General features: G+C 62.2%; 14 protein-coding genes. 6 read left to right on the top strand and 8 right to left on the bottom strand.

Annotated elements, in window-relative coordinates:
• Positions 1–12: 12 nt before the first annotated feature.
• From cfaB to Q1V60_RS19015, 8 genes are all read right to left on the bottom strand, one after another.
• Positions 13–1,197, bottom strand: coding sequence for a C17 cyclopropane fatty acid synthase CfaB (gene cfaB / locus Q1V60_RS19050; RefSeq protein ID WP_300633442.1), 1,185 nt, complete (start codon positions 1,195–1,197; stop codon positions 13–15).
• An 86-nt stretch (positions 1,198–1,283) separates the two neighbouring features.
• Positions 1,284–2,072 (bottom strand): DNA-binding domain-containing protein, encoded by a 789-nt coding sequence (locus Q1V60_RS19045; RefSeq protein WP_300633440.1) that lies wholly within the window; start codon positions 2,070–2,072, stop codon positions 1,284–1,286.
• The gene (locus Q1V60_RS19040) at positions 2,063–2,908 is read right to left on the bottom strand and encodes a DUF692 domain-containing protein (RefSeq protein ID WP_300633438.1); all 846 of its coding nucleotides are present in this window, start codon (positions 2,906–2,908) and stop codon (positions 2,063–2,065) included. Before Q1V60_RS19040 ends, Q1V60_RS19045 begins: the two co-directional genes overlap by 10 nt.
• 62 nt (positions 2,909–2,970) lie before the next feature.
• Positions 2,971–3,222: a hypothetical protein gene (locus tag Q1V60_RS19035; RefSeq protein WP_300633436.1), complete on the bottom strand. Its 252-nt coding sequence runs from the start codon at positions 3,220–3,222 to the stop codon at positions 2,971–2,973.
• A gap of 117 nt (positions 3,223–3,339) precedes the next feature.
• Positions 3,340–5,226, bottom strand: a complete 1,887-nt coding sequence (locus tag Q1V60_RS19030; protein ID WP_300633434.1) for a heavy metal translocating P-type ATPase — start codon at positions 5,224–5,226, stop codon at positions 3,340–3,342.
• The gene (locus Q1V60_RS19025; RefSeq protein WP_300633432.1) at positions 5,223–6,257 is read right to left on the bottom strand and encodes a protease modulator HflK; all 1,035 of its coding nucleotides are present in this window, start codon (positions 6,255–6,257) and stop codon (positions 5,223–5,225) included. Before Q1V60_RS19025 ends, Q1V60_RS19030 begins: the two co-directional genes overlap by 4 nt.
• Positions 6,254–7,237: a protease modulator HflC gene (locus Q1V60_RS19020; protein ID WP_300633477.1), complete on the bottom strand. Its 984-nt coding sequence runs from the start codon at positions 7,235–7,237 to the stop codon at positions 6,254–6,256. Before Q1V60_RS19020 ends, Q1V60_RS19025 begins: the two co-directional genes overlap by 4 nt.
• Positions 7,238–7,246: 9 nt before the next feature.
• A complete protein-coding gene (locus Q1V60_RS19015; RefSeq protein WP_300633430.1) occupies positions 7,247–9,151 on the bottom strand; it encodes a protease modulator HflK in 1,905 nt (634 codons plus the stop codon).
• A gap of 316 nt (positions 9,152–9,467) precedes the next feature.
• On the opposite strand from Q1V60_RS19015, the gene Q1V60_RS19010 reads away from it, so the two are divergent.
• Genes Q1V60_RS19010 through Q1V60_RS18985 form a run of 6 tightly spaced genes read left to right on the top strand, consistent with a single transcriptional unit; the run spans position 9,468 to position 15,149 of the window.
• Positions 9,468–10,091, top strand: a complete 624-nt coding sequence (locus Q1V60_RS19010) for a CDP-alcohol phosphatidyltransferase family protein (RefSeq protein WP_300633428.1) — start codon at positions 9,468–9,470, stop codon at positions 10,089–10,091.
• Positions 10,092–10,102: 11 nt separating this feature from the next.
• Positions 10,103–11,851 carry a bifunctional alpha/beta hydrolase/class I SAM-dependent methyltransferase gene (locus Q1V60_RS19005; RefSeq protein WP_300633426.1) on the top strand — a complete coding sequence of 583 codons (1,749 nt, stop codon included), beginning with the start codon at positions 10,103–10,105 and terminating at the stop codon, positions 11,849–11,851.
• A 2-nt stretch (positions 11,852–11,853) separates the two neighbouring features.
• Entirely contained in the window at positions 11,854–13,152 is a 1,299-nt protein-coding gene (locus Q1V60_RS19000) for a phosphatase PAP2/dual specificity phosphatase family protein (RefSeq protein WP_300633424.1), read from the top strand.
• Positions 13,142–13,585 carry a hypothetical protein gene (locus Q1V60_RS18995; protein ID WP_300633422.1) on the top strand — a complete coding sequence of 148 codons (444 nt, stop codon included), beginning with the start codon at positions 13,142–13,144 and terminating at the stop codon, positions 13,583–13,585. Before Q1V60_RS19000 ends, Q1V60_RS18995 begins: the two co-directional genes overlap by 11 nt.
• Positions 13,586–13,594: 9 nt before the next feature.
• Positions 13,595–14,215 carry a lysophospholipid acyltransferase family protein gene (locus Q1V60_RS18990; RefSeq protein WP_300633420.1) on the top strand — a complete coding sequence of 207 codons (621 nt, stop codon included), beginning with the start codon at positions 13,595–13,597 and terminating at the stop codon, positions 14,213–14,215.
• A 1-nt stretch (position 14,216) separates the two neighbouring features.
• Positions 14,217–15,149, top strand: a complete 933-nt coding sequence (locus Q1V60_RS18985; protein ID WP_300633419.1) for a phosphatidate cytidylyltransferase — start codon at positions 14,217–14,219, stop codon at positions 15,147–15,149.
• The last annotated feature ends 190 nt before the right edge of the window (positions 15,150–15,339 follow it).

The raw sequence follows: 15,339 nt of genomic DNA, 5'->3' as shown, positions 1-15,339 counted from the left end.
CCTGCGTTGAGATCAGCGGTAGATATCCTCCCGCGTCCACGGCAATTCATGGCCGCCATCGGCATGCGGTTTAACCGCCAGGATCTGATGCAGGTTGATCCAGCCCCGCGCAAAGGCATAGGCGCAACCCGCCAGGTACAGCCGCCAGATCCGCAACGCATGCTCCGGCACCATCCTCGCGGCCGCTTCGAGGTTGTCCTCCAGTCGCTCGCTCCAATGGTCCAATGTACGCGCGTAGTGCAGGCGCAGACTTTCGACATCCACCACTTCCAACCCGGCTTCGCTGATTTCGGCGGTCATCATCGCCAGGTGCGGCAGCTCGCCGTTGGGGAAGACATAGCGCTCGATAAACTCCCCGGCGCCGCGGCCCACGGGGCGACCGTCGGTGTGCTTGGCGGTAATGCCATGGTTCATCACCAGGCCGCCTTCACGCACGGCGCCGTATAGAATCTGACAATACTGCGCCAGGTTGGCGTGGCCGACATGTTCGAACATGCCCACGCTCACCACTTTGTCGAAACGGCCGTCCTGAGGCAGGTCGCGATAGTCGAGCAACTGCAAGTCGACCTGGCCCTCCAGGCCTTCGGCCTTCACCCGCTCTTTGGCCAGGGCCAGTTGTTCCTTGCTCAAGGTAATCCCAAACACCCTGGCCCCGAACTCCCGCGCCGCAAATCGCGCGAGCCCGCCCCATCCACACCCCACGTCGAGCAGATACTCACCCGGCTGCAGCCGCAACTTGCGGCACAGATGGCGGAATTTGTCTTGTTGGGCCTGGTCGATGGACTCGCTGCCGGTTTCGAAATAACCGCAGGAATACGCCATGTCCTGGTCCAGCCATAGCTGGTAGAACTCATTGGACAGGTCGTAATGGTAGGAAATGGCCGCCGCGTCGGTCGCCCTGTCGTGGATTGAACGCACCGGACGCGGCTCGTCATCGTCTTCGATCAAGGCGTGACTCAACTCGTCACATACCCTGATCACTTCGGCGATGGAGCCTTCCAGCTCCAGTTTGCCGTCGACGAAGGCTTCGCCCAGTGAGTCGAGGGTGGGATGGGCCAGCTGTGTGACGACCGAAGGGTCCTTCACCACGATGGTCACACTGGGCTCGGGGCCCAAGTTGAATTCATGGCCGTCCCAGAGTCGAAGACGCAGCGGTAGCTGAAGATTCTGTAAGGCCGGTGGAAGTTGCGCGAGCATAAGTAGTCCCCCCCTTGTTTCAGACGTCTGCTGTGAGGGTAGACCATCCAAAATAAAGTAGGAAGCTATCGATAAATAACTGCCTGCTATACAGCTCGGCGTTCGAGCAACCCGTCCTGGACCCACTGTTTCAACCACGTGGCCGCTTGCAGTGGCGCACCCTCTCCACTAGTGACTGCCAACTCGATGCACAGTTCTGAAAAATTCCAACCACTGGTGACCATGCCCGCCAGCGCCCGGGCTTCAGCAGGTTCGAGGCTGCGGTACTGGCACAGACTCTGATGACGCCACACCAGGCAGACTTGCGCGGTGTCCAGCGCCTGGCTGCCGGGGAAGCCCGATTCAACCTTATTGGCCCGCCAGATAGCCAGAGTGTTGAAACGGCACAGCACATGCTGCACCGAAGGCACCAGCGAGACGCGCAACTGCGGCCAGTCCTCAGGCGGGAGTCGGGCCATGTGATCGAGGGTCAGCGGCTCGCCCGCAGGCGCGTCGAAGGCCAGGGTGAACGCCCACTCCAGCTGCGCCAGTTCAGCCAGCGGCGCACTTTGTTCAGCCACCAGATGCTCAAGGATAAACACCGCGAAACGCTCACCCAGCCAACGCAGGCTGTAATGGGCCGAGGGATAACGACGAATATAGGCTTGGCTCAACGCAGCAAATTCATCGTCTCCCAACCAATACCGGATAGCGCTGAAGTCATGACGCAACACATCCTGTAATCGCGACAGGTAAGCGTTGTGATAAATCGCCAGGCCCGTGTCCACATCCAGCGTCGGGCCGCCGAGCAAGGTGGCGGCAAAGCCGCTGTCGGCGGCGCGCGTTTCAGACAGCAGATGAGCCTCGAAGGCCAACTGCCAATCGATCAGGCGCATAGCGACCTCCTGGCCAAAGCAGCAGCCCCCAGTTGCCGGGCCTTGCTCAATTCAGTCAGCAGCTCATCGAATGGCGGAAAATGATCGTCTCGTTCCAACAGCGTCGACACCGGCCCCAAATGTTCCAGCGTGCGCTGATAGAGCGCCCATACCGGATCGCTCACCGGGTGATCATGGGTATCGACCACATAGTCGCCGTAGTCCATATGCCCTGCCAGATGAAGCTGGCGAATGCTTTCAGGCGGCAGGTTGCTAATGAACGTCCAGGCATCGAACCCGTGATTTCGCGAGCTGACGTACACATTGTTCACGTCCAGCAGCAATTGGCATCCCGTCAGATGCGCCAGGGCATTCAGGAATTGCCACTCGGTGAACTCGTCGGTCTTGGAGCGCACGTAACTGGAGACATTTTCCAGCACCAGCGGGCGTTGCAACACGTCTTGCACCTGACGCACGCGACCGGCTACGTGGTACAGGCTTTCTTCGGTGTACGGCAGGGGCAGCAGATCGTGCAGCTGGTGTGCGCTGCCGCGGCTCCAGCACAGGTGATCGGAAATCCATGCCGGCTGGATGCGCGCGGCAAGCTGCCGGACTTGCTTGAGGTAATCGGTATCGATGGCATGGGGCCCGCCGATCGACAGGGACACGCCGTGCATCACCACGGGGTAGCGCTCGGCTATCGCGTCCAGGTAGTACAGGGCTTTACCGCCCTGCACTAGATAATTCTCGGAGATCACTTCGAACCAATCCACCGCTGGGGATTGGGCGAGGATCTGCTCATAGTATTCGTGGCGTAAACCCAGGCCGTAGCCCAGGGAGGGGAAAGAACTAGCCATCACGCGCTCCTGGAAAGTGACCGCAGCGGCACCAGACCGCTGCGGCTGCATTCGCTTGGCAGTTACTCGCCGACTGTGCCGCCAGCCTTGGCGCACTCAGCCTTGGTCATGGATTTGAAACCATGGCCTTTGCACACCGCCTGGCCCTTGCAGGCGTTTTCGGCGGTCTTGCAATCGTTCATGCCTTTGCAGGAGGTGACGCCGTAGCAATGAACCGGAGCGTCGGCGGCCTGTACCTGGGTGGCAACGCCGGCAAACATGGAAGCGGCAGCGATAGCCAGGGCAGCACCGGAAACGGCTTTCTTGATGTTCATTGTGTAGTCCTCATAGATCAATAGTGGGGTCGGTCTGAACGGGCTGTTCAGTCTCGACACACCACTAGAGTGAGGCGCCCTTTTCGCGTTACAGCCATGTACGAAAGTTTCTGAAAATTACTCGTCAAGCTTCAACAGCGGTTCCTGAAAGCGCAGCAACCGCCCGGCGTTACCGAGTACCAGCAAGGTGCTGAGGTTATGCAATACCGCAGCAATCATGGCCCCGGCGGCGCCCAACCAGCCGAAGGCGGCGAACACCACGATGGCCAGCGTCCAGCCCAGCCCAATGATCACATTGACCTGCAACGTGTGCCGGCACTGGCGACTCAAGCGCACACAAGTGCCCAGGCGGCGCAGGTCACTGCCGATCAGCACCACGTCGGCCGAGGCCAGCGCGATATCGGCACCGCCCGCGCCCATCGCCACGCCGACCACACCGGCTTTCAGAGCAAGGGAGTCGTTGATTCCATCCCCCACTACCATCGGCCGGAAACCACTGTCGATCTCCGCCAGCACACGGTTGAGCTTGTCTTCCGGTAACGCCTGGGCCTGGACCTCACCGATGCCCACATTCACGGCCAGGCTGTCGGCCACGCTCTGGCGGTCGCCCGTGAGCAGCAGTTGGCGACCCAGCCCCAGGTCGCGCAGTTCTTGCAGGGCCTGGCGGGCTTCAGGTTTGACGCTGTCGGCCAGCAGCAGCCAGGCCAGGAACTGCCCGTTCAGCGCCAGCCCGGCAATCGGGCCGTCGTGGTGGGGGGCGCCGGTAGTGACGATACCCAGCTGCTCGAACAGTTCGGGGCGACCCAATGCGGCTTCGCCCTGCTCAGTGTGCGCAACGACACCGAGCCCCTGGCGCTCGCGAATATCGCTCAGCACCACCCGTTGTTCCTGTGTCGCCAGCCCAGCCAGCGCACGGCTGACCGGATGGCTGCTGGCCGAACCGAGGCTCGCGGCAAGGTTGAGCAGCGCCTGTCGATCGGTAGACGAGGTTTCGATGGACTGCAGACGCAAGGCGCCAAAGGTCAAGGTACCGGTCTTGTCGACGACCAGTGAGGTGAGGTCCGCCAACTCCTCCAGAAACGCCGAGCTGCGAATCAGAATCCCATGCCGTGCGGCCACCGCGATTCCGGCAATCGCGGTGGCCGGCGCTGACAAAACCAACGCGCACGGGCACGCCGCCACCAGCACGGCAAGCATCGCCTGGGCATCGTGGGTGACAAACCAGGTAACTGCCGCCAGCAACAGCACCAACACCATGTAGCTACCGGCATAGCGCTCCAGCAAACGCGTGATCGGCGGCTTGGAACGCTCGGCGTTCTGCATCAACGCAATGACTTTGCCCAAGGTCGACTCATTGCCCGTGCGCGTCACTTCAAGGCGCAGCAGGCCGTCCAGGTTGATCGCACCGCCAAACACCGGTACGCCCACACTGGCTTCCAACGGCACCGACTCACCGGTGATCGGCGCCGTGTCCAGGCTGGCCTGGCCCGAGAGCACCACGCCATCGGCAGGTACGCGGTCGCCGGCGCGCACTTCGACGACATCGCCCGTGTTCAGTGTGCCGTTATCCACTTCCACAATGCTGCCGTCAGCCTGCACCAGGCGCGCATGGCTGCGAGTGAGTTTGCCCAGCGCATGGATCGCTTCCTGGGAACCGATCACGCTGCGCTCTTCCAGCACATGCCCGAAAATCATGATGATCGGCAGCAACGCTGCGGTCAGCAAATCGCCCGTAGCCCAGGCGCCCATCATCGCCAGCGCGATCAACTGGTCAGTGATGCCATGCAGGCTCGGATAACGCAGGCTGTACCAGGCGGAACGCATCACCGGCACGGCCACCAGCAGCGAGGCAACACCGAGCAGCAGTTGGCTGACCCCGTTCTGGTCCGGCGCCAGCCAGCGCCACACCAGGCCCAACAGAAGTAATCCCAGGGCCAGCATGGCCAGGGTCAATTGCCGCGCGGCGCTGCGCTGCTCGGCGGAGGTGAGCATGGGTGCGCTCATTGTTCGGCTCCCTGAATGATCAAACGGGAGTCGTCTTTAGGATCGACCGTGGTCACCGAGCCGGCCTGGCCCAGAATCTTCGGCATGCGCTCACGGTACAGGCGCAGCAACAAGCCTGGGTCTTTCACTTGCGCCAGGCTGGCGACGGTGGCGGTCTGCGCCTGGGCACTGGCCAGACGCTCACTGGCCTGGGCATGCGCGACCTGCACCTGGCGGTCAGCCTCCTGGTTGGCGGTTTGGGTGAGCTTTTGCGCCTCGGTACGCGCGTTGGCCACCGCTTTGTCAGCCTGTTGGCTGGCGGTGAGTACGGCGTTGAACGCGTTCACCGCCGGGCTCGGCAGGCTCGATTGCACATCGACCCGCGTCACTTCGACGCCCAACCCCAGGCCGCTGGCGGTCAGCTGCGCCAGGCGCTGATTGATGCCTTGCACCAAGTCACCGCGCAGCCGTTCGCGGCGCTCGGCGGCGCCGTTGTCAGTGCCGACCAGCTCGGGGCGCGCCACCAGGATGGTGTCCAGGTCCCGCGCCGCCGTGAGGGCAACGGCGCTGCGGGTCACCAGACGGTCCAACGCGGGGAGCATATGCTCGCCCTGCAATACAAAGGCATAGGGTTCAGTGACCTTGTAGAACACACGCACATCCAGCTGCACGATCCCGGCATCACCGGTCAGCAGATAGCCGGAACCGGCGAGCGTATCGCTCAAAGGTGTCGCGAAACTGGCCACGCGGTCGGCCTGCACCGCGGCCTCTGAACGCAACAAGTTCTCCACCCGTCGCTCGATCACCCGGTCGGCCGCCGGCAACAACACCACCTGCTCGAACGGTTGCGGCCATGCCAGCAGCAGCCCGGCATTCTGGATGCGGTCCAGGGCACCGAAGTGCAGCACCATGGCGCGGTTCTGCGGGTCGATCTGGCGCACATTGGAAAACGCCCAGGCCAACGCCGCCAAGACGGTGACCGCGTACAGCGCCAGGAACGTCAGCCGCCCAGCCTGGATCCATGGGCTGTCCGGGCTGTCGCGCTCACTCATGGTTGAACATCCTTGGGCCCATCCACCAGCGCGCGAAAAGGTGCGGCATCGGTGCGCAGGATGATCCTGGTACCCGGCGTCACCACAGTGCCCAAGGTATCCAACGAGCGCAGCAGGTTGTACAGCTGCGGATTACCCGCGTAGGCACGCCCGTAGATCTGCGCCGCTTCGACCCGCGATTGCGCTTCGATATCAGCCGCTTTCACGGTGGCATCGGCTTGCACAATGCGGGCATCACGTTCGGCCGCCGAGCGGATCTGCGCCGCCTCACGCTTGCCCACGGCGGTGCGCTCGGTGGCGATGGTTTCACGTTCGGCACGCATGCGGTCGACCGTGGCGGTGAGGGTCACCGACGGCAATGTCAGCCGTTCGATACCGACCTGCGCCACACGTACGCCATAGGTGGCAAGCAGTTGCTGGTCGATCTGCCGGCGCAGTTGGGCTTCGAAATCAGCGATGCGCACCTGGTTGGCATCGGTGTTGATCAAGCTGGACAGGTCAAAGCTGGCTGCCGTGGTTTCCAGCGCCGAGCCGACGAACGTACGGATCTGCCGCGCCGCTTCATCCGGCTGGTTCTGCACCGCGCGCATGAAGCGCTGCACATTGTCGGTATCGCCCTGCACCTGCCACGCCACATAGGCCTGCACAATGATCCGCAGGCCATCGCGTGTGCCCACATCCTGCAAACCGCTGGAGGTGGTGCGCAGGCGCAGGTCCACCGGAATCGCCGCTTCAAACGGCGCCGGCCAGCGCCAGCCCAGGCCCGGCTCCAGCAGCACCCGCACCGGGTTGCCGAAGCGGGTAATCACCGTGGCCTCGCCGGAACGCACCTGCACCAGGCTCGCCGCCGCGATGGCGAACAGCACGAGCACTACAGCCCAGCCCATGCGTCGCCAAGGGAAAGGCCCGGCCGCTTGCTCATCGCCGTGATGGTGGTGGTGGCCGTGATGACCGTGATCGTGAGAGTGAGCGCTCAACAGACAGACTCCTTATTGAACGGCTTTGCGCGGCACCGAGGGATCGGCCGGCAAAGTAAAAGAACGCAGATCGATCGTCGGCGCACTGTCGGCGCCCAGGCGATGATCCAGAATAAGCAGTTTGGCGTGGGCCAGGCCCTGGCTGAGTTGGGCCAGGTACTGCTCCAGCACGAAGGCCCGGCCCGCCGCTGCATAGGCTTTTTGTTCGGCGACAAACCGCAGCTGCGCCGCTTGGGCACCGGCATTCACTTCGCGAGCGGTGGCCTGGGCCTGGTCGCGGGCCGTGCTGGCTTGCAGCAACGCTTGGTTGGTCTGCTCGCTGGCCGCGCCGCGCTCGCGAGCGATCAAAGCTTGAGCGCCGATCTGCGCGGCTTGCACGCCGTGGTAGGCATTGGCGGCGCCGGCCGGTGGGTGGATCGCTTCGACGACCGTGGCGAGGATTTCCACACCGCTGTCCAGTTGTTGCAGGTCGGCTTGTACGGTGCGGCCGATCTCGTCGGCGAGGCTGGTGCGTTGTTCGCCGAGTAATTCATCAAGGGTGCGCGAGGCAAAGTCATGCACCAGTATCCGGCTGGCGGTACTGCGGATCAGCGTCGGAACATCGGCGCTGTTGTAGGTAGCGGCCAGCGCGGCCTGGTCCGTCAGGCCGATGCGGTAGACGAACCGTACGTCCATATTGACGATCTGGAAGCTCTGCTTGTCGCCACTGCTGCTGGCGATGACCTGGGATTTGTCATTCACGTGGCTGGCGTCCCACAAGCGGTTGGCGATCAGCGGCGCCGGGCCTTCTGCGCTGGCCAACTCGGTTGCGGCACTTTCGCCGACACTGGTCGCCAGCTCGTGCACCACGCCGTTCTCCACGCTCAACACGCGGCCCAGGGGCCAGGGCAACCCAGCGTGCAGGCCCGGGCCGAACACTTCTACCGGCTTGCCGAAACGCTCATAAATCCCACGGCCTTGCAGAGGCACTTCATGCACGCCTGTCAGCGCCCAGCCTACGGCCAGCACCACCAGCAGCACCGGCAGGAACGCCCGACGCATGTAGGTAAACGCCCAAATCTGGCGCAGGTCGATGCCGAAGCGGTTATGCAGTTCATGCTGCAAGGCCAGCAAGGGTTGCGGCGGCCAGCGCAGCAAGCCCGCGACAAAACTTTGCGCCATCAGGCGGGGTTCGAGACGCGGCTGGCGCGGGCTGAACAGTGACAGCACGCCTCGGAGTACAAACTCCAGCGCCACCAGCGCGGGTAACAGGCCCATCAGCGCGGCCAAACGCAACGGCCACACCGACTCGGCACCTGCGAACAGCAGGCAAATCGAGCTGACCAACAGGCAACTGATTGCGACTCGGCACAGTTGCGCCAGTTGTGAAGCTTCAGGCCACTGAGCAGCCGTTTCCTGGGCCAGGCGCCGCTCGAACACCAGCAAACCGAACGCCAGCGCCAACCCCAGCGCCGCGCCGATGCTGGCGGATTGCCCAACGGCCGCAGCAGGCAGAGACAGGCTCCAGAATTCGATAACGCTGACCAGCGCCAGCAACGACCAGCCGCTGAGCCATAACACCGGCGCACCGATCTGCTCGCCTGCGCGCGCCACAAAACGTGCGTAGCGGCCCGGCTCTGCAACCGGCAATTCAACTGCCGGTTCTTCCAATGCCTGGGCCCGCCAATCGGCTACCCACCACGCCGACTGCAACCCGGCTATCAGCACGAACAGGGCCGACGAACAATTGATCAACACCACCGGCCAGATCGATACAGGTGCAAACAGGGCCACAAATAACGCCAACACCCAACCGGTGATGGCCAAGGCAGTCAGGCTGATACCGGCTTGCCTCAATCGACGGGCATGGAACAATCCCTGCTGAAAACGCGGCAGGCCTTCAACCGAAGCGCCGTCAGCTTCTAGATCCACTTGCATCCACTCAACGCCCGCTTCCACACAATTCGTTACGATATAACACGAAGCGTGAAATTTTTGTTCGCTTTTGGCTGCGGCGTCGATCGCCAGTAGGAGGAAATGCTCGTCAATTAAGAAGGCGCGCGCTCTCTGAAGGCTACCCCTCTATTAACTGACCGGCATTGGGGCTTGCCCCCGTCCACATTTGTATCCACACGTTAACCAGACCGTGACTAAACCCCCATAAACACGAGCTATCGCTGGTGCGCGCCCCAAATAATCGGCACACTCCAGAACAGTTTTTTGCGGGTCCACGGACAAGGAAGCATCGCCGTTCATGATTTCCATCTATCAGCTCAAACCGCGTTTTCAAAACCTGCTGCGCCCCCTTGTGCAGCGCCTCTATGACAACGGCACCACCGCCAACCAGATCACCGTGCTGGCGGGCGTCATTTCCGTGTTGGTGGGCTTGCTGATCGCCGGCTTCGCCCAGCACCTCTGGCTGTTTGCGCTGATCCCGCTGTGGATGATCGCGCGCATGGCCCTTAACGCCATCGACGGCATGCTCGCCCGGGAATTCGGTCAGCAATCACGATTGGGCGCCTACCTCAATGAACTGTGCGATGTGATCGCCGACAGCGCGTTGATCCTGCCGTTTGCCCTGATCCCCGGTGCGAGCCTGGCGCCCGTGTTGTTGGTCACCTTGCTCGCGGTGTTCAGCGAATACGCCGGCGTGTTGGGGCCGATGGTAGGTGCATCACGCCGCTACGACGGGCCGATGGGCAAAAGTGATCGGGCGTTCGTACTCGGTGTGCTGGCCACGGGCGTGGCGCTGGGCTGGCTCGGCGCCGGATGGGTCGACACGGTGATGTGGCTGGTCGCCGCACTGCTGGCCTGCACCTTGGTCAACCGGGTGCGCCAGGGCCTCAAAGAACAAACAGAAACCTCACCGATTGCATAAGGATTTTTGCGATGCGCGAACAGCAACAGCACACCTTCAGCACCCATGACGGCGTCGAGCTTTTTTACCGGCACTGGCCGGCCACGGCACACGCCGGGCCGCGCAAGGCAATTGTGTTGTTCCATCGCGGTCATGAGCACTCAGGGCGTATTGCGCACCTGGTCGACGAACTGGACCTGCCCGACTTCGATTTTTTTGCCTGGGACGCCCGTGGCCACGGCCAGTCCCCCGGCGAGCGCGGCGACAGCCCCAGCTTTGCCACCAGCGCCCGCGATGTGCAGACTTTCTGCGACCACATAGGCGCCACCTACGGTATCGAAGAGGAAAACCTCGCCGTCATCGCCCAAAGCGTCGGCGCGGTGATTGCGGCCACCTGGGTGCATGATTACGCACCGAAAATCCGCGCCCTGGTACTCGCCTCTCCTGCTTTCAAGGTCAAGCTGTACGTGCCCTTCGCCCGCCCGGGCCTGGCACTGATGCGCAAATTTCGCGGCAATTTTTTCGTCAACAGTTACGTCAAGGCCAAGTTTCTCAGCCATGACCCGGAGCGCGTTGCTTCCTACGACAGCGACCCCCTGATCACCAAGGCCATCTCAGTGAATGTGCTGCTGGGCCTGTACGAAGCGGCCGACCGAGTGGTCGCCGACGCCCAGGCCATTCAGGTGCCGACCCAATTGCTGGTATCCGGCTCCGACTTCGTGGTGCACCGCAAACCCCAGCAGCAATTTTTCGAACGTCTCGGCAGCTTGAAAAAAGAGCTGCATATCCTTCCCGGTTTCTTCCATGACACCCTCGGCGAACGTAACCGCGCCGTGGCCATCAACAGCGCCAAGCGTTTTATCCTGCAAAACTTCACACAGCCGCTGGACCGCGCCTGCCTGTTGGACGCCGACAAACTGGGCGCCACCTGCGCCGAATCCGAAGCCCTCGCCGCACCGCTGCCGCGCAATTCCCTGCGCGATCTGTACTGGCGCATGACGCGCGCCAGCATGGGCCTGGGCAAAAACCTGTCGGACGGGGTGAAACTGGGCTTCGACACCGGTTTCGACTCCGGCAGCACCCTGGATTACGTGTACCGCAACACGCCCACCGGCAAGGGCGCGCTGGGGCGGATGATCGACACCAACTACCTCAACTCCATTGGCTGGCGCGGTATTCGTCAGCGCAAGCTGAACGTCGAAGAATTGCTGCGCCTGGCCATGGCCAAGTTGCGTGCGGACGACCGCGACGTACGTATTGTCGATATCGCCGCCGGGCACGGTCGTTACATCCTGGAAGCTTTGCAGGGCGTGTCGCCGCTGCCGGAATCGATCCTGCTGCGCGACTACAGCGACATCAACGTGCGCGACGGCGGTGCGTTGATCCGTGAAAAAGGCCTGGGTGATATCGCCCAGTTCGTCAAAGGCGATGCGTTTGATCGGGTGAGCCTGGCAGCGCTGGACCCGAAGCCGACGTTGGCGGTGGTGTCCGGCCTGTATGAATTGTTTGCCGACAACGCCATGGTCGGCGGTTCGTTGGGCGGCTTGGCCGAAGCGGTGGAGCCCGGCGGCTATCTGGTCTACACCGGCCAACCGTGGCACCCGCAGCTGGAATTGATCGCCCGCGCCTTGACCAGCCATCGCCAAGGGCAAGCCTGGGTAATGCGACGGCGCAGCCAGGCGGAAATGGACCAACTGGTGGAGGCTGCGGGCTTTCGCAAGATCACTCAGCGTGTGGATGAGTGGGGCATTTTCACGGTGTCCCTGGCACAGAAGATCTAAGCATGCGCGAGCCCGGCTTATTCAAACCAGCGGTCCTGTGGCTGCTGCTGTTGGCACCGCTGTTTTTCAGCACCTATGGCTTCGCCACCTGGGTCACCAGCCAGCGCAGCGACGTGGGCACGCTGGTGTTCGGCTGGGAAACCCACATGCCGTTCTGGGCCTGGACCATCGTGCCCTACTGGTCTATCGACCTGCTCTACGGTTTCTCCCTGTTGCTGCCGAGCACCCGCCACGAGCTCAAGCAGCACGCCCTGCGCCTGCTGACGGCCCAATTGATTGCCGTCAGTTGCTTCCTGATCTGGCCGCTGCGCTTCACCTTCGAACGGCCGGAACTGGATGGCGTATTCGGTTGGTTATTTGCAGTGCTGGCCGGCTTCGATAAACCCTTCAACCAGGCGCCCTCACTGCATATCGCGCTGTTGGTGATCCTGTGGGTCATGTTCCAGCGGCATACCCAGGGTGGGTGGCGCTGGGTGGTGCACGGCTGGTTTGCACTGATCGGCATTTCCGTACTGACCACTTATCAACATCACTTTATCGACTTACCCACAGGCGCCCTCGCGGGTTGGTTGTGTGTGTGGCTATGGCCGGTGGAACATTCAAGCCCGCTGCTCAATGCCCGATTCACACGGGACCCGAAACGCGGTTGGCTGGGCGCACGCTACGGCCTGGGAGCCCTGGTGCTGGTGCTACTCGCGTTGACTTTGGGCGGCTGGGGGTTATGGCTGCTGTGGCCAGCCGTATCGCTCGGTCTGGTCGCAGCCAATTACTGGCTGCTCGGGGCCGAGGGCTTTCAAAAACGCAACGATGGCCAGCTGACGCCCGCAGCGCGTTGGCTGTATGCACCCTACCTGGTCGCCGCCTTTATCAATTCGCGGCTGTGGACGCGTCGTCATCCAGAGCCCGATCTGATTGTGGTTAACGTCTGGCTAGGGCGGCTTCCTGCGGCGAGCGAGCAACAGTCATTCAAGGCCATCGTTGATCTCTGCGCCGAATTGCCGATTGATCCGCAAGGCCGTCGCTATCAATGCGTCCCCGTTCTGGACTTGATTGCGCCAACCTCCGCCGAATGCCTGCAAGCGGCCGAGGCCATCGAACGCTTGCGCTCAGAGGGCCCGTTGCTGGTGTGCTGCGCCCTGGGGTACTCGCGCAGCGCAACAGCCATCGCTGCCTGGCTGTTGCACACCGGGCGCGCGACGACTGTAGATCAAGCGTTGGTTATTATTCGTGCAGCACGGGCCCACGTGGTCCTGCATCCCGCACATTGTTTAGCGTTGGAGGGTTTGGCCCATGCCCGCTGATATGGAACTGCACGTGGTTGCCAGCCTGCTGCGTCGTGGCCGTTCGCTGGACCAGTTATCCACAGGCCTGACATTGGTCGGTGTGCTGTTCGGTCTGGCCCAACTGTTAATGGCCAGTGTTTCAACTATCTGCCTGCTGCTTGCCCTGTGGATGATCATCCTGGGCCTTCTACAGAAATACTGGGCACTGCGCGTTGCATTCGATGCCGATTTGTTTGCCCTGCTGGCCCGCGACACCGAGCGCACCCCGGACCTTGACCAAGCCCTGCAAACCCTTGGCCTGCAATCGGCCAAGCGCGCCGGCCGGCCGTGGGCCGAGCGCCGTCGTGGCGCCCTCAAATTGCTGCGCAAACAGGCCTGGTTGCTCGGCGCACAAGCGCTGCTGACCCTGGGCGTCATCCTCGCCAGCCCCTGGCTACCTTTCGCCGAATAAGGAACCCCCATGTTCGAACCCGTGGTCGCCACGTTGATTACCTCCATGGCCCGTACCGTCACTGGCGCCCGCAGCCTGTGGCTGGGTTGCGCGCCAGTGCCGGTGCAACGCATCTATTTCGCCAATCACAGCAGCCACGGCGACTTCGTGCTGGTGTGGGCGTCGCTGCCGCAGAACCTGCGCAAATTCACACGCCCTGTGGCTGGCAGCGACTACTGGAATAAAAGCGCGCTACGCCGCTACATCATCAACCGCGTGTTCAACGGCGTGCTGATTGACCGCGAGCGCAAAGAGCCTGTGGATAACCCTTTGCAGCCGATGCTTGCCGCCCTCGAAGGCGGCGACTCGCTGATCATCTTTCCGGAAGGGACGCGCAATCTGGAAGAAGGCTTGCTGCCGTTCAAAAGCGGCTTGTATCACTTGGCAAACAGTTACCCACAGGCTGAGTTGATCCCGGTGTGGATAGCCAATCTCAACCGCGTCATGCCCAAGGGGCGTGTTCTGCCATTGCCATTGTTATGCACAACCAGCTTTGGCGCTCCACTGCAATTGGAAGAAGGCGAAGACAAAACCGCGTTTCTTGCCCGCACTCGCGACGCCCTGCTCGCCCTCGCCCCGGAGCACTCCTGAGATGGATAGCCAAACCTTAATGTTATTCGGCGGGATCGGCGCGATTCTGGTCACTGCCTCGCTGATCGGACTGATCCTGAAGCTGCGCACCCGTGGCACGCCCAATGCCGTGATCGACAACCTCAACGCCCGCATCAACGCCTGGTGGGTGATGGTGGTCGTGATCGGTATCGCCTTCTGGCTCGGTACCGGCGCGGTGATCCTGCTGTTCTATGCGGTGTCGTTCTATGCCTTGCGCGAATTCCTCACACTCACCCCGACACGGCGCAGCGACTATCCGGCTCTGGTAGCGGCGTTCTACCTCGCCCTTCCCCTGCAATACGTGCTGATCTATGCCGATTGGTATGGGCTGTTCTCGATCTTCATTCCGGTCTACGTGTTCCTGCTGCTGCCGATACTCGCCTCCCTGGGCGGCGACAGCACCCACTTTCTGGAGCGCGCATCGAAGGTGCAATGGGGCTTGATGATCGCGGTGTTCTGCGTGTCCTTTGTGCCTGCCCTGCTGACGCTGGACATTCCCGGCTACGAAGGCCGCAACCTGCTGTTGATCGCTTACCTGGTGATCGTGGTGCAACTCTCGGACGTGCTGCAGTACGTGTGCGGCAAGCTGTTCGGTAAACACAAAATCGCGCCCAACCTGTCGCCGTCCAAAACCGTGGAAGGGTTTGTCGGCGGCATCCTGCTGTCATCCTTGATTGGTGCGGCGCTGTGGTGGACCACGCCGTTCAATCCCTGGCAGTCGTTCCTGATCGCGCTGTTGATCAACTTGCTTGGCTTTGCCGGCGGGATTGTGATGTCGGCGATCAAGCGCGATCGCGGCGTGAAGGATTGGGGCCATATGATCGAGGGACACGGCGGCATGCTGGATCGGCTGGATTCGGTGTGCTTTGCGGCGCCGATTTTCTTCCACCTTGTGCGCTACTGGTGGACCTGACCCACTTCATTTTCAAAACCAATGAAGATCAAACTGTGGGAGGGGGCTTGCCCTAATGCCAGTCAGTTAAGCGCTAAAGCAGAAAAACCTGCGACCTGTGGCGAGGGAGCTTGCTCCCGTTGGGGCGCGAAGCGGCCCCAAAAATGGGACTGCTACGCAGTCCAGCGGGAGCAAGCTCCCTCGCCACAGG

It is taken from the genome of Pseudomonas sp., from assembly GCF_030147005.1.
In the GTDB taxonomy this organism is placed as follows: Bacteria; Pseudomonadota; Gammaproteobacteria; order Pseudomonadales; family Pseudomonadaceae; genus Aquipseudomonas.
This window is presented reverse-complemented; position numbering and strand designations above follow the sequence as displayed.

What these genes read in the sequence shown, in the direction of transcription:
- Q1V60_RS18990 (WP_300633420.1), top strand. Translation starts at nt 13,595, where the DNA reads ATGTTCGAACCCGTGGTCGCCACGTTGATTACCTCCATGGCCCGTACC.
- Q1V60_RS19025 (WP_300633432.1), bottom strand. Translation starts at nt 6,257, where the DNA reads ATGAGTGAGCGCGACAGCCCGGACAGCCCATGGATCCAGGCTGGGCGG.
- Q1V60_RS19040 (WP_300633438.1), bottom strand. Translation starts at nt 2,908, where the DNA reads ATGGCTAGTTCTTTCCCCTCCCTGGGCTACGGCCTGGGTTTACGCCAC.
- Q1V60_RS19010 (WP_300633428.1), top strand. Translation starts at nt 9,468, where the DNA reads ATGATTTCCATCTATCAGCTCAAACCGCGTTTTCAAAACCTGCTGCGC.
- Q1V60_RS19030 (WP_300633434.1), bottom strand. Translation starts at nt 5,226, where the DNA reads ATGAGCGCACCCATGCTCACCTCCGCCGAGCAGCGCAGCGCCGCGCGG.
- Q1V60_RS19005 (WP_300633426.1), top strand. Translation starts at nt 10,103, where the DNA reads ATGCGCGAACAGCAACAGCACACCTTCAGCACCCATGACGGCGTCGAG.
- Q1V60_RS19000 (WP_300633424.1), top strand. Translation starts at nt 11,854, where the DNA reads ATGCGCGAGCCCGGCTTATTCAAACCAGCGGTCCTGTGGCTGCTGCTG.
- Q1V60_RS19035 (WP_300633436.1), bottom strand. Translation starts at nt 3,222, where the DNA reads ATGAACATCAAGAAAGCCGTTTCCGGTGCTGCCCTGGCTATCGCTGCC.
- Q1V60_RS18995 (WP_300633422.1), top strand. Translation starts at nt 13,142, where the DNA reads ATGCCCGCTGATATGGAACTGCACGTGGTTGCCAGCCTGCTGCGTCGT.
- cfaB (WP_300633442.1), bottom strand. Translation starts at nt 1,197, where the DNA reads ATGCTCGCGCAACTTCCACCGGCCTTACAGAATCTTCAGCTACCGCTG.
- Q1V60_RS19015 (WP_300633430.1), bottom strand. Translation starts at nt 9,151, where the DNA reads ATGCAAGTGGATCTAGAAGCTGACGGCGCTTCGGTTGAAGGCCTGCCG.
- Q1V60_RS18985 (WP_300633419.1), top strand. Translation starts at nt 14,217, where the DNA reads ATGGATAGCCAAACCTTAATGTTATTCGGCGGGATCGGCGCGATTCTG.
- Q1V60_RS19045 (WP_300633440.1), bottom strand. Translation starts at nt 2,072, where the DNA reads ATGCGCCTGATCGATTGGCAGTTGGCCTTCGAGGCTCATCTGCTGTCT.